The organism is Cellulomonas iranensis NBRC 101100 = JCM 18110 (assembly GCF_001552375.1).
GTDB classification, from domain to species: Bacteria; Actinomycetota; Actinomycetes; order Actinomycetales; family Cellulomonadaceae; genus Cellulomonas; species Cellulomonas iranensis.
Genome location: NZ_BCRB01000035.1, coordinates 24,186 through 36,763 on the forward strand (window position 1 = coordinate 24,186; position 12,578 = coordinate 36,763).

Below are 12,578 nucleotides of genomic sequence, written 5' to 3' on the forward strand. Positions count from 1 at the left end.
ACAGGCGCGCTCCAGGCGCACCACAGCCGCCGTCACGACGCTGGTCGCATGACGACCACGGCCCCCGCCCCGCACCCGACGCGCAAGCCCGACGCGCTCACGCGCGCCGACGGCTCCCCCGTGCGCGCGCTCGTCGTCGACGACGAGGCGACGCTCGCCGAGCTGCTCGCCACGGCCCTGCGGTACGAGGGCTGGCACGTCGAGCACGCGCTCACGGGCCAGAGCGCGATCACGAAGGCACGGACGCTCGAGCCCGACGTGATCCTGCTCGACGTCATGCTGCCCGACCTGTCGGGCTTCGACGTGCTGCGCCGCGTCCGCCAGACGCACCCGCACGTGCCGGTGCTGTTCCTCACGGCCCGCGACGCCGTCGAGGACCGCGTCGCGGGGCTCACCGCGGGCGGCGACGACTACGTGACGAAGCCGTTCAGCCTCGAGGAGGTCGTGGCGCGCGTGCGGGGCCTGCTGCGCCGCGCGGGCGCGGTCGCGCCGTCGGAGGAGTCCGTGCTCGTGGTCGGCGACCTCCGCATGGACGAGGACAGCCACGAGGTGTGGCGCGGCGACGACGAGATCCGCCTCACGGCGACCGAGTTCGAGCTGCTGCGGTACTTCATGCGCAACCCGCGCCGCGTGCTGAGCAAGCCGCAGATCCTCGACCGCGTGTGGCAGTACGACTTCGGCGGGCAGGCGAACATCGTCGAGCTGTACGTGTCGTACCTGCGACGCAAGATCGACAAGGGCCGCGAGCCGATGCTGCACACGCTGCGCGGCGTCGGGTACGTGCTGCGCCCGGCGAGATGACCCCGGCGGGCGACCTCCGGGACGCCGCGCCCCGTCGCCGCGCGCGCTGGTCGCTGCGGCGCCGGCTCGTAGCGGTCGTCCTGGGGCTCGTCCTGCTGGTGGGCGTCGCGATGGGCGTCGTGTCGACCCTGGCGCTGCGCGGCTCGCTCGTCGCGCAGGTCGACCAGCGCGCGGTCGCGGCCGCGGCGCGCGCGGTGCAGGCGACGGAGGGCGGCGGGGGTCTCGGCGTGGTGCCGCCGCGGCCGGACGGTGACGACGACGACCGACGCCACGGGGACCGGCCGCCGCCGCTGCTCGTGCCCGGCCAGGACGTCGGCACCGTGAGCCTCGTGGTCGGCGCCACGACGACGGACGGCGCGCACCTCGCGCAGGACGGCTACCGGCGCCTCACCGACGCGCAGGTCGCGGCGCTGCGCGGCGTCCCCGCGGACGGCGCGCCGCACTCGGTGCTGCTCGACGACCTCGGCACGTACCGCGCGGTCGCGCTGCGCGACGACGACGGCGTGCTGGTGGTCAACGCGCTGCCGACGTCGGGCGTCGACGCGACCGTCGGCCAGTACGTGGTCATCGAGGTGCTGCTGGCGGCCGGTGCGCTGCTCGTGGCGGGCGTCGGCGGCTCGCTGCTGGTGCGCCGGGAGCTCGCGCCGCTGACACGCGTCGCCGCGACCGCCGCACGCGTCGCCGAGCAGCCGCTCGCGCGCGGCGAGGTCGAGATCGTGGCGCGCGTCGACCCGCGGGACACCGACCCGTCGACGGAGGTCGGGCAGGTCGGCGCGGCGCTCGACCGCATGCTGGGGCACGTCGAGCACGCGCTCGCGGAGCGGCACGCGTCGGAGTCGCAGGTGCGGCGGTTCGTCGCCGACGCGAGCCACGAGCTGCGCACGCCCCTCGCGTCGATCCGCGGGTACACCGAGCTCGTGCGCCGCTCGCCGGACGCGCTGCCGCCCGACGCGGTCGCGGCGCTCGCGCGCGTCGAGGCCGAGGCGGTCCGCATGAGCGCGCTCGTGGACGACCTGCTGCTGCTCGCGCGGCTCGACGCGGGCCGCGCGCTCGAGCGCGAGCCGGTCGACCTGGGGGTGCTGGCGGTCGACGCGGTCGCGGACGCGCACGCCGCGGGGCCGGACCACGTGTGGCGGCTCGACCTGCCGGGCAGCGACGACGACGGCGACGACGCGGCCGACGACGAGCTGACGGTCCTCGGCGACGACCACCGGCTGCGCCAGGTGCTGGCGAACCTCACGTCGAACGCGCGCCGCCACACACCGCCCGGCACGCGCGTCGACGTGGGCGTGCGGCGCGACGGCGCGGACGTGGTGCTGACGGTCACCGACGACGGCCCGGGCGTGCCGCCCGACCTCGCGGGCTCGCTGTTCCAGCGGTTCACGCGCGGTGACGCGTCGCGCAACCGGGCCGCCGGCTCGACGGGGCTGGGGCTCGCGATCGCCCACGCGGTCGTGACGGCGCACGGCGGGACGCTCACGTGCACGTCGGCGCCGGGCCGCACGACGTTCGCGGCACGGCTGCCCGCCGCGGGTCCCACCCGTCCGGGTGACACGGCGGCGGCGACGGGCGCGGTCGGTACCTGACGGGGCGACGACCGTCGCCCCGCGGACGAGGGACGGGGACGACCGTGCTCACCGACGCGCACGCCTTCAGCGGCTTCTCGGTCGACGACCTGGACGCCGCCGAGCGGTTCTACTCCGACGTGCTGGGCCTGCCGGTCGAGCGCACGCCCCAGGGGCTGTGGCTGCGGGTGGGCGTCCACGAGCCCCCGGGCACGCCCGCGACCGACGTCTTCGTCTACCCGAAGGGCGACGCGCACCGCCCTGCGACGTTCACGGTCCTCAACCTCGCGGTCCACGACCTCGAGGGCGTGGTCGCGTGGCTGCGGTCCCGCGGCGTGACGTTCGAGCGGTACCCGGGGCTCGAGGCCGACGCGTCCGGGATCGTGCGCGGCGGCGACGCGGGCCCGGACATCGCGTGGTTCACCGACCCGGCGGGCAACGTCGTCGCGGTGCTGCGGCGCTGACGCGGCACGTCGGGCGCCGCGCGGCGACCCGTCAGAGGCCGTAGGCGCGGTAGGCGTCGAGCACGTCGGCCAGGGGCGCGGTCAGCTGCAGCACGGCCGTGCCGTTGCGCCAGACAGCGACACCGGTGCCGTCGCCCGCGTCGGCGACCGTGTACGTGCCGACGACCTCGCCGCCGACGGTCACGTCGCCCGACTCGGGCAGGTCGGGGGCGTCGGGGTCGACGGGGGTCGCGCCGGTGTCGGGCGCCGGCACGGGCAGCGTCGCCGCGACCTGCTGCTGCAGGGCGGTCGCCGCCTCGGGGCTCTCGAGCTGTGCGGCACGCACGGTGACGGTGCCGCCGGCCCCGTCGGTCAGCGTCTCGACGTACGCCTCGACGGCGCCCGCCGCGAGCCGCTCGGCGTCCTCCTGCGACGACGCGAGCGCGTACTGCAGGACGGTGGTCGGCAGGGCCGCCGCGAACGCCGTCGTCGCCTCGCGCGCGACGGGCGCCGTCGCGGGCGTGGGGGCGGGCAGCACGACCGTCGACGCGGTGCCGGTCGGGGCGGCCCCCGCACCGCGGTCCCGCGTCAGGAGGATCCCCGCGACGGCACCGGCGACGAGCAGGACGACGACGCCGACGACGACGGGCAGCAGCCACGCCGGGCGGCCGCGACCACGGTCGTCGTGCCGGGCCGGGGCCGGCTCCGGGGCCGCGGACGCGCCGGACGGCGCCCACGCGGGACGGCCCGCACCGGGGCCGGGCACACCCTGCGGCGTCGCGGCGGGCCGGTGCGTCGGGGCCGCCGGACCGGGTCGCTGCTCCGGCTGCCCGGGTCGTCCGGTGTCGCTCATGCGCGCGTCCCCCTCGGTGTCGCGGCCGACGGCTGCCGGACCAGGGCGCAGCCTACCCAGGCACCGTCGACCGCCGGCGTCACGCGTCGAGGTCGCGCCGGCGGACGCCGAGCAGTCCCGCGCCGACCAGCAGCGCGGCGACGGCCGTGACCGCGACCGCGGCGCCGGCGTCGAACGGCTCGCCCGGCCGCGACGCGAGGTGCGCGAACGGCGAGAGCGCGTCGGCGCCCGCGGGCAGCAGCGCGGCGAACATCCCGACCGTGCCCGTGTACGCGACGTACGACCACACCGCGCCGGACGCGCGCGGCACGAGCCCCACGAGGGCGGTCGCGACGCCCAGCACGACGAGCACGCCCGGCACGGTGCCGGCCGCTGCACCGAGCAGGCGGCCGACCTGCGACGCGTCGTCGAGCGTGAGCGCCGCGCCGGCGCCCATCACGAGCCCGGCCAGCAGCATCATGGTCGTCGCGGCGCCGGCCGCGAGCGCGACCTGCGTGCCGAGCCAGCGCACGCGCCCGACGGGCAGCGCGAGGACGGCCGTCGCGCGGCCCGCGCGCTCGTCGGCGCGTGCGGCCCCGACCGCCGTCGCGGCGTACGCGCCGGCCAGCACGGCGACGAACACGACGTACAGGCCGAAGACCGCGGCGACGGCGTCGCCCGGGTCACCCAGCAGCACCGACAGGGACGGTTCGTCGCGCACGAACCGCACGACCGCGGACGCGAGCACGCCGACGAGCCCCGCGGTCAGCACGACGCCCGCGCCCCACGCGAGCACGGACGTCCGCTGCCGCCGCCACGTCAGGCCCACCAGCCCACCGACCCGGCCGCGCGCCGGACCCGGGCGGTCCGGCAGGAGACCCGTCCCCAGGTCGCGGCGTCGCACGAGCACGGCCGCGAGCGCCACGCTCGCGGCCGCCGCCGCGGCGCTGACGCCCAGCGGCCACCAGCGGTCGAGCGTGTAGGGCGCGGTGGCCTGCGACCACCCGAACGGCGAGAGCCACGACCACGCGCTCGTGCTGCGCGGACCGTGCACGTCGCCGACCGCGCGCAGCACGAACGCGACGCCGACCACGGCGAGGCCGAGCGCGTTCGTCGTGCGCGCGTGCGTGGTGAGCTGCGCCGCGACGGCCGTCGCCGCGGCCACCACGAGCGCGGCCGCGACGACCGACGCCACGAGCAGCGCCGACCCGGCGGGGTCGAGCTCGGTCGTGAGCAGCGCGGCGAGCAGCAGCACGCCGACCGCGAGCACCTCGGACGCGGTCGCGAGCAGACCGGCCGCGACGGGCGCCGCGCGCCCCACGGGCTGCGACCGGACGAGCTCGAGACGCCCGTCCTCCTCGGGTGCGCGCAGGTGCCGCGCGACCGCGAGCACGGCCATGATCGCGACCGGCACCGCGAGCCAGACGCCGAGCTCGTTCGCGGTCATCGCGCCGAGCGTGTAGTCGTCGAGCCCGTAGCCCGGACCCGCGAGCGCGGTCGCGGCGGGCGACGCGATGAGCGCGGCCCGGGCCGCGAGGTCGGCGGGCGTCGCGTACAGGCCGGCGAGCCCGACGACCGAGACCTGGGCCGTGCCCGCGACCGCGACGGCCCAGACGGCGGCGGTCCAGCGGTCGGCGCGCAGCGCGAGGCGCAGCAGCCGTCCCGTGCCGGCCAGCGGACCGTGCGGCGCGGGCGCGACCCGACCGGGTGCCGACCGCCGCGACGCCGTGGTGGTCACCGCTCCCCCACGCCGAGCGTCGCGAGCTCGTCGCTGTACTCGCGCAGGAACAGGTCCTCGAGCGTCGGCGGGTGCGCCGTCACGGACCGCACGCCGTGCGCCGCGAGGACGCCCAGGACGGCGTCGAGCGCGGGCGCGTCGGCGGCGAGGGTCACGCGGTCGTCGTCGACCCGCACGTGGTGCGCGCCCGCGATCCCGTCGAGCGCGGTGCGCGCGCCCGCGGCGTCGGCGAGGCCCGCGACGACGGTCGTGCGCGTGAGGCCGCGCAGGTCGTCGAGCGTGCCGGTGCTCACGGCACGGCCGCGGCGGATGATCGTCACGCGTGCCGCGAGCGCCTCGACCTCGGCGAGCACGTGGCTCGAGAGCAGCACGGTGCGCCCCTCGGCGGCCGCCTCGCGCACGACCTCCTGGAACACGGCACCCATGAGGGGGTCCAGGCCCGACGTGGGCTCGTCCATGAGCAGCAGCTCGACGTCGGCGGCGAGCGCCGCGACGAGCGCGACCTTCTGGCGGTTGCCCTTGGAGTAGGCGCGGGCGCGCACGCGCGGGTCGAGCTCGAACCGTTCGACGAGCTCGTCGCGCCGCCGCGGGTCGAGCCCGCCCCGCAGCCGCCCGAGCAGGTCGATCGTCTCGCCGCCCGTGAGCTGCGGCCACAGCGTGACGTCGCCGGGCACGTACGCGAGGCGCCGGTGCAGCGCCACGGGGTCGCGCCACGGGTCGCCGCCGAGCAGCGCGACGTCGCCCGCGTCGGCGCGCAGCAGCCCGAGCAGCACCCGCACGGTGGTCGACTTGCCGGCGCCGTTGGGCCCGAGGAACCCGTGCACCTCGCCCGTGCGGACGGTGAGGTCGAGGCCGTCGAGCGCGCGGCGGCGCCCGAACGTCTTGACCAGGCCGCGCACGGCGATCGCGTCGGTCATGGCTGCTCCTGGTGGGTGGTGGGGTCGACGGGCGGCTCGGGTCGCTCCTGCGTGGCGCGCCACGCGTCGAGGTAGGTGCTGTCGGCGAACAGGCCGTGGGTGTAGAGCTCGAGGCTCGCGTGCGCGGTGGTGCGGGCCATGTGCGTGAGCGCGGCGGCCGGCTCGGCCGTCGGGGACGGTGCGCGCCCGGCCGCGGCGTCGAGCTGCGTGACGAGCAGGAGCCCGAGCTGCGCGGCGACGACGTAGCGCGCGCGGCCCTGCGGGTCGCCGGTCGGGCGGACGACGCCGGCCCGCTCACCCTCGGCGAGGTAGGTGAGCGTGTCGTCGACCATGCCGTCGACGAACCGCGCGGCGCCGGGGCCGCCGTCGAGCACGACGCGGAACAGGTAGGCGACGAGCGGCGCGTACCGGTCCATGGCGGCGAGCTGGGCGAGCACGGTCGTGGCGGGCTGCGCCATCGCGTCGGTCTTCGCGGCGACGAGCGCGTCGTGCGCGTGCTCGTCGCACGCGGCGCGCAGGCCGTCCTTGGAGCCGAAGTGGTGGAGGACGAGGGCGGGGCTGACGCCGGCGTCGGCCGCGACCTGCCGCACGCCGACGCCGAAGCCGTCGCGGCCGAAGCGCAGCATCGCGGCGTCGCGGATGCGGGCACGTGCCGTGAGGTCGTCGACTGATCGCATGTTCAGTAGACTAAACGCCGGTTCAGCCCGCGGGCAACCCCCTCACGCCGAGCCCCGCGGGCGATGTCGGCGCCTGGCCGTAGCGTGCACGCCGTGAGCCAGACGACGACCCGCCGCGCGCGCACCGCCGACAAGTCCGCCGAGCGCCCCGGCTTCCGCTGCACCGAGTGCGGCTGGACCGCCACCAAGTGGGTCGGCCGCTGCGGCGAGTGCCAGGAGTGGGGCTCGGTCGTCGAGGACGCCGGCCCCGGCTCGGGCGGCCCGCGCACGGTCGCGGTCGCCCCCACGCGCAACCCCGCGCGCCCCATCCACGAGATCGACGTCGAGTCCGCCGCCGCACGCCCCACGGGCGTCGACGAGCTCGACCGCGTGCTCGGCGGCGGGCTCGTGCCCGGCGCCGTGGTGCTGCTCGCGGGCGAGCCCGGCGTCGGCAAGTCGACGCTGCTGCTCGACGTCGCGGCGCGCGCCGCGCGCACGGGCCGGCGCGTGCTCTACGTGACGGGCGAGGAGTCCGCGGCGCAGGTGCGGCTGCGCGCCGGTCGCATCCACGCGCTCGACCCGGCGCTGCTGCTCGCGGCCGAGACCGACCTCGGCACCGTGCTCGGCCACGTCGAGGCCGTCGACCCCGACCTGCTGGTCCTCGACTCGGTGCAGACCGTCTCGAGCGCGCAGGTCGACGGCGCACCCGGCGGCGTCTCGCAGGTCCGCGAGGTCACGGCCGCCCTCATCACGGCCGCCAAGTCGCGCGCGCTGCCCGTCGTGCTGGTCGGGCACGTGACGAAGGACGGCTCGGTCGCCGGCCCGCGCACGCTCGAGCACCTCGTCGACGTCGTGTGCCAGTTCGAGGGCGAGCGCCACTCGCGCCTGCGGCTGCTGCGCGCGACCAAGAACCGCTACGGCCCCACCGACGAGGTCGGCTGCTTCGACCTGTCGGAGCACGGCATCGTCGGCCTGGCCGACCCGTCGGGGCTGTTCACCTCGCGCCTCGTCAGCGACGTGCCGGGCACGTGCCTCACGGTGACGCTCGAGGGCCGCCGCCCGCTCGCGGCCGAGGTGCAGGCGCTCGTCGCACCGAGCGTCGTGCCCAACCCGCGGCGCACCACGAGCGGCGTCGACGGCAGCCGCCTCGCGATGGTCCTCGCGGTCCTGCAGCGGCGGCTCGGCGCACGGCTCGCCGACCAGGACGTCTACGTGTCGACCGTCGGCGGAGCGCGCGTCGTCGAGCCCGCCGCCGACCTCGCGCTCGCGCTCGCCGCCGTCAGCGGGCGCGAGAACGTCCCGGTCCACGCGGGCCTCGTCGCGGTCGGCGAGGTCGGGCTCGCGGGCGAGATCCGCCCCGTGCCCGGCGTCGGACGGCGGCTCGCCGAGGCCGCTCGGCTGGGCTGCTCGCGCGCCGTCGTGCCCGCGGGCACGCTCGCCGAGGTCGCGGTGCCCGACGGGCTGCGGGTCGTCGAGGCCCCCGACCTCGCCGCGGCCGTGCTCGCGGGCCTGGCGCCCCAGGACCCGGCCGACGGCTCACGGTGACGCGGGCCCCTCACGCGCAGGTCGGCAGGTGAGACACCCGTGGCCAAGGTCTCGGCCGATCCGTCGCGCCACCGATACGATTCACGCGTGCCGCACCCGCACCACCAGGACGACCTGCTGAGGTCGACGCTCGCCGCGGTCGCGCCCGGCTCCGAGCTGCGCGACGGTCTCGAGCGGATCCTGCGCGGCCGCACGGGCGCGCTCATCGTGCTCGGGATGGACGAGACGGTCGACTCGATCTGCTCCGGCGGGTTCGTGCTCGACGTCGAGTTCTCCGCGACCCGCCTGCGCGAGCTCGCCAAGATGGACGGCGCCGTGGTCATCGACCCCGTGCGCGACCGCATCGTCCGCGCCGCCGTGCAGCTGCTGCCCGACTCGTCGATCCCCACGACCGAGTCCGGCACGCGGCACCGCACCGCCGAGCGCGTCGCGCGCCAGACGGGGCTGCCCGTGATCTCGGTGTCCGCGTCGATGCGCATCATCCAGCTCTACGTGGGCGACCAGCGGCACGTCCTCGAGGACTCCCCCACCATCCTGTCGCGCGCCAACCAGGCCCTCGCGACGCTCGAGCGGTACAAAGCCCGCCTCGACGAGGTCAGCGGCACGCTGTCGGCGCTCGAGATCGAGGACCTCGTCACGGTCCGCGACGTCTCCGCCGTCGTGCAGCGGCTCGAGATGGTGCGCCGCATCTCCGACGAGATCGCCGGGTACGTCGTCGAGCTCGGCAGCGACGGCCGTCTGCTCACGCTGCAGCTCGACGAGCTCGTCGGCGGCGTGGGCACCGAGCGCGAGCTCGTCATCCGCGACTACGTCGACACCACGCGGCGCGCGGTCGAGACCGTGCCCGACGCGCTCGCCGAGCTGGACTCGACCCAGCTGCTCGACATCGCGCACATCGCGCGCGTGCTGGGGCTGCCCGGCGGCGGCGAGGAGCTCGACGCTGCCGTGGGGCCCCGCGGCTACCGACTGCTGTCGAAGGTGCCGCGCCTGCCCCGTCCCGTGGTCGACCGGCTCGTCGACCACTTCGGCGGCCTGCAGAAGCTCCTCGCGGCCACCATCGAGGACCTCATGGCCGTCGACGGCGTGGGCGAGCAGCGCGCCCGCTCGGTCCGGGAGGGTCTGTCGCGGCTCGCCGAGTCGAGCATCCTCGAGCGCTACGTCTGACCGCGGCGGCGCCGTGCCCGCGGCACGCCGACCCGGTGACGTGCCGCCCCGCGACCCGTCAGCCCAGGCCGAACACCGCGGCCGGTGACGTCGCGCCCTGGAGCGCCACGGTCACCGAGTACGTGCCGGGCTGAGGCGACGGCAGGCCCCCGGGGCAGCCCTCGGCCGAGCGCACGCGCGTCCAGGTCAGGGCCGACACGTCCGACTCGCCGGCCGGCAGCAGCAGAGTGCGCGTGGCGGCGTCGTCGCCCGCGCAGTCGAGGCTCGACCACACGCGGTCCTCGCCCGACGTGATGACGACCTCCTGGTGCGCGTCACCCGCGTCGACCAGGCAGGGTGCCGCACCGGAGTTCGTCACGGTCACCTCGAACGTCGGGTCGACGTCGGCCGCGAACGCCTCGCCGCCCGGGGCGACGGTCAGCGCGAGCGACGCGGGGTCGCACGTGGCGACGCCGCCCGCGGCGTCCTCGGTGGTGGGTGACGGGGTGGGCGTGGCGGCCGGCGGGTCGACGGCGGCCGCGGGCGTGGGGTCGTCGCCGCCGCGGTCGAGCAGCCACGTCACGAGCAGCACGATCGCGACGAGCGGCAGGCCCAGCACCACGAGGCGCCGGATCCAGAACACGCGCGCGGGCGGGCGCGGCGGCGGGACGCGGCGCACCGCACCCGTGCCGGCGGGGCGCCGGCGGTCGCGGTCGTCCATCGTGTCCTCCCGGGTCGCGCCTCCCGCGGGGCCGCGGCTGCGGCGACCACGGTACGAGGCCCGCGGCCCGCGCGCCGTCCACGACGCGCGTGGCCGCGGCGACACGCACCCCGGCCCGGACGGTCGTCCACATCGTGGACGACCAGTCCGGCGTCGTGAAGCGCCTCCCCGCCGCCGGTGGCGCGCACCGCACGGGAGGACGGCGCCGCGCCGGCACGGCAGGTGCGTGTCCCCGGACCGCCGCACCGCACGGGCGCGCCGCGGTGCCGCACCGCGCCGCCGTGCCGCTCGGCCGCGGCCGAAGTTGGCCCGCCTCGCGCCGCCGGGCACCATGAGGCGTGCTCGCCGCCGACCCCGACCCGCTCGCCGCCGACGTCCGACGCGACGTCGTCGCGTGGTTCGACGTGCACGCGCGCGACCTGCCCTGGCGTGCTCACGACCGCACGCCGTGGGGCGTCCTGGTGAGCGAGGTCATGCTCCAGCAGACGCCCGTGGTGCGCGTGGAGCCGGCGTGGCGCGCGTGGATGGACCGGTGGCCGACGCCCGCGGACCTCGCGGCCGCGCCCACGGCCGACGTGCTGCGGGCGTGGGACCGCCTGGGGTACCCGCGGCGGGCGCTGCGGCTGCAGGAGTGCGCGCGCACGGTCGTCGAGCAGCACGGCGGCGACCTCCCGGACGACGAGGCGGCGCTGCTCGCGCTGCCGGGCGTCGGCGCCTACACCGCCGCGGCGGTCCGCGCGTTCGCGTTCGGACGCCGCTCGGTCGTGCTCGACACCAACGTGCGGCGCGTCCTCGCGCGCGTGGCGGCCGGCGAGGCGCTCCCGGCACCGGCCCAGACGGTCGCCGAGACACGCGCGGCGGCCGCGTGGGTGCCCGACGACGACGCCGCGGCGGCCCGCTGGGCGGCCGCGTCGATGGAGCTGGGCGCGTTGGTCTGCACGGCGCGCGCGCCGCGGTGCGACGCGTGCCCGGTGGCGGACCGCTGCCGCTGGCTCGCCGCGGGACGGCCCGTCGACGCGCACGCGCACCGGCGCCGCACGCAGGCGTGGACGGGCACCGACCGGCAGGCCCGCGGCCGGGTGATGGCGCTGCTGCGCGAGGCGATCGCCCCCGTGCCGCACGACGCGGTCGCAGCCGTGTGGCCGGACGCCGCGCAGCTCGCGCGGTGCCTCGACGCGCTCGTCGCCGACGGCCTCGTGGTGCGCGACGAGCCCTCGGGCGACGACCCGGACCCGTCGGCGACGACGTACCGCCTCCCCGGCTGAGCGTCACCCCCGGGCCACCCCGCACACCACCGCCACCCCACCCGCGGCCCCCACACACCACCACGATCCCGACCGCCGAACACGGGGTCTCGCCGGTGACGGGCGTCGAGGACCGGCCGTACCCCGCGTTCGGCGGCGGGCGGCTGCGGGGCGGACCCGTGGCGCCGGGCGGGCGAGCCGACCCGTCAGAGCTCGAGGAGCATGCGGGTGTTGCCCAGGGTGTTCGGCTTGACCCGCGCGAGGTCGAGGAACTCCGCGACGCCGTCGTCGTGCGAGCGCAGCAGCTCGGCGTAGACGTCGGGCGGCACGGGGGTCCCGTCGATCTCGACGAACCCGTGGCGGCGGAAGAACTCGACCTCGAACGTCAGGCAGAACACGCGCCGCAGCCCGAGCCGGCGCGCACGGTCGACGAGCCCGTCGACGAGCGCGTGGCCGACGGCCCGCCCGCGGTACTCGGGTGCGACCGCGAGCGTGCGGATCTCGGCGAGGTCCTCCCACATGACGTGCAGCGCACCGCAGCCGACCACGTCGCCGCCGTCGGCGGGGCGCGCGACGAGGAACTCCTGCACGGCCTCGTAGTAGCCGACCCACTCCTTGGCCAGCAGGATGCGCTCGTGCGCGTAGGGCTCGACGAGCCGGTGGATCGCGCGGACGTCGGCGGGCAGGGCCGGCACGACGTCGACGGGGGCGGGTTCGCTCACGCCCCCAACCTACGCACGGACGTGCACGCGCCGGGCCGCCCCGCACGGTCCCGACCCCGTCCGTCCCACGGGTCGAACGCGGGGTTCGGCCGGTCTGCGCGGCCCGGCACCGGACGAACCCCGCGTTCGCCGGAGGAGTGAGACCGGTGGGCGGGACCGGGGGCGGGATGGGGCCAGCGGGGTCGGCGGGTGCAGCGGGGCCGGTGGGTGCAGCGGGGGCGGCGGGTGCAGCGGGCCGGCGGGGGGGGGGG

12 protein-coding genes are annotated in these 12,578 nt (G+C 77.6%); 6 read left to right on the forward strand and 6 right to left on the reverse strand.

The window, feature by feature from the left end; genetic code table 11:
• Positions 1-48 precede the first annotated feature (48 nt).
• From CS2_RS09320 to CS2_RS09330, 3 genes are read left to right on the forward strand one after another with little or no spacing between them, the layout of a single operon-like run.
• A complete protein-coding gene (locus CS2_RS09320; RefSeq protein ID WP_046530012.1) occupies positions 49-801 on the forward strand; it encodes a response regulator transcription factor in 753 nt (250 codons plus the stop codon).
• Positions 798-2,387: a sensor histidine kinase gene (locus tag CS2_RS09325; RefSeq protein ID WP_070319767.1), complete on the forward strand. Its 1,590-nt coding sequence runs from the start codon at positions 798-800 to the stop codon at positions 2,385-2,387. Before CS2_RS09320 ends, CS2_RS09325 begins: the two co-directional genes overlap by 4 nt.
• A 44-nt stretch (positions 2,388-2,431) precedes the next feature.
• Complete coding sequence (locus CS2_RS09330; RefSeq protein WP_070319768.1) at positions 2,432-2,830, forward strand: VOC family protein; 399 nt, start codon at positions 2,432-2,434, stop codon at positions 2,828-2,830.
• Positions 2,831-2,861: 31 nt separating this feature from the next.
• On the opposite strand, the gene CS2_RS09335 is transcribed toward CS2_RS09330, so the two are convergent.
• The 4 genes from CS2_RS09335 to CS2_RS09350 form a co-directional block, all read right to left on the reverse strand.
• A complete protein-coding gene (locus CS2_RS09335; protein WP_070319769.1) occupies positions 2,862-3,662 on the reverse strand; it encodes a hypothetical protein in 801 nt (266 codons plus the stop codon).
• A 79-nt stretch (positions 3,663-3,741) separates the two neighbouring features.
• A complete protein-coding gene (locus CS2_RS09340) occupies positions 3,742-5,379 on the reverse strand; it encodes an ABC transporter permease (protein ID WP_070319770.1) in 1,638 nt (545 codons plus the stop codon).
• A complete protein-coding gene (locus CS2_RS09345; protein WP_070319771.1) occupies positions 5,376-6,296 on the reverse strand; it encodes an ABC transporter ATP-binding protein in 921 nt (306 codons plus the stop codon). Before CS2_RS09345 ends, CS2_RS09340 begins: the two co-directional genes overlap by 4 nt.
• On the reverse strand, positions 6,293-6,973 hold the full coding sequence (locus CS2_RS09350; RefSeq protein ID WP_070319772.1) for a TetR/AcrR family transcriptional regulator: 681 nt from the start codon (positions 6,971-6,973) through the stop codon (positions 6,293-6,295). Before CS2_RS09350 ends, CS2_RS09345 begins: the two co-directional genes overlap by 4 nt.
• 93 nt (positions 6,974-7,066) lie before the next feature.
• Here CS2_RS09350 and radA point away from each other — a divergent pair, with 93 nt between their 5' ends.
• Both radA and disA read left to right on the forward strand, forming a co-directional pair.
• Complete coding sequence (gene radA / locus CS2_RS09355) at positions 7,067-8,497, forward strand: DNA repair protein RadA (protein WP_087509323.1); 1,431 nt, start codon at positions 7,067-7,069, stop codon at positions 8,495-8,497.
• Between the two features lie 87 nt (positions 8,498-8,584).
• Complete coding sequence (gene disA, locus CS2_RS09360) at positions 8,585-9,661, forward strand: DNA integrity scanning diadenylate cyclase DisA (RefSeq protein ID WP_046530004.1); 1,077 nt, start codon at positions 8,585-8,587, stop codon at positions 9,659-9,661.
• A 58-nt stretch (positions 9,662-9,719) separates the two neighbouring features.
• On the opposite strand, the gene CS2_RS09365 is transcribed toward disA, so the two are convergent.
• The gene (locus tag CS2_RS09365; protein ID WP_070319773.1) at positions 9,720-10,361 is read right to left on the reverse strand and encodes a hypothetical protein; all 642 of its coding nucleotides are present in this window, start codon (positions 10,359-10,361) and stop codon (positions 9,720-9,722) included.
• 338 nt (positions 10,362-10,699) lie between these two features.
• Here CS2_RS09365 and CS2_RS09370 point away from each other — a divergent pair, with 338 nt between their 5' ends.
• Positions 10,700-11,626, forward strand: coding sequence for an iron-sulfur binding domain-containing protein (locus CS2_RS09370; protein WP_070319774.1), 927 nt, complete (start codon positions 10,700-10,702; stop codon positions 11,624-11,626).
• A gap of 185 nt (positions 11,627-11,811) precedes the next feature.
• On the opposite strand, the gene CS2_RS09375 is transcribed toward CS2_RS09370, so the two are convergent.
• A complete protein-coding gene (locus tag CS2_RS09375) occupies positions 11,812-12,327 on the reverse strand; it encodes an amino-acid N-acetyltransferase (protein WP_046530001.1) in 516 nt (171 codons plus the stop codon).
• Positions 12,328-12,578 lie beyond the last annotated feature (251 nt).

What these genes read in the sequence shown, in the direction of transcription:
- CS2_RS09320 (WP_046530012.1), top strand. Translation starts at nt 49, where the DNA reads ATGACGACCACGGCCCCCGCCCCGCACCCGACGCGCAAGCCCGACGCG.
- CS2_RS09325 (WP_070319767.1), top strand. Translation starts at nt 798, where the DNA reads ATGACCCCGGCGGGCGACCTCCGGGACGCCGCGCCCCGTCGCCGCGCG.
- CS2_RS09335 (WP_070319769.1), bottom strand. Translation starts at nt 3,662, where the DNA reads ATGAGCGACACCGGACGACCCGGGCAGCCGGAGCAGCGACCCGGTCCG.
- CS2_RS09345 (WP_070319771.1), bottom strand. Translation starts at nt 6,296, where the DNA reads ATGACCGACGCGATCGCCGTGCGCGGCCTGGTCAAGACGTTCGGGCGC.
- CS2_RS09350 (WP_070319772.1), bottom strand. Translation starts at nt 6,973, where the DNA reads ATGCGATCAGTCGACGACCTCACGGCACGTGCCCGCATCCGCGACGCC.
- CS2_RS09365 (WP_070319773.1), bottom strand. Translation starts at nt 10,361, where the DNA reads ATGGACGACCGCGACCGCCGGCGCCCCGCCGGCACGGGTGCGGTGCGC.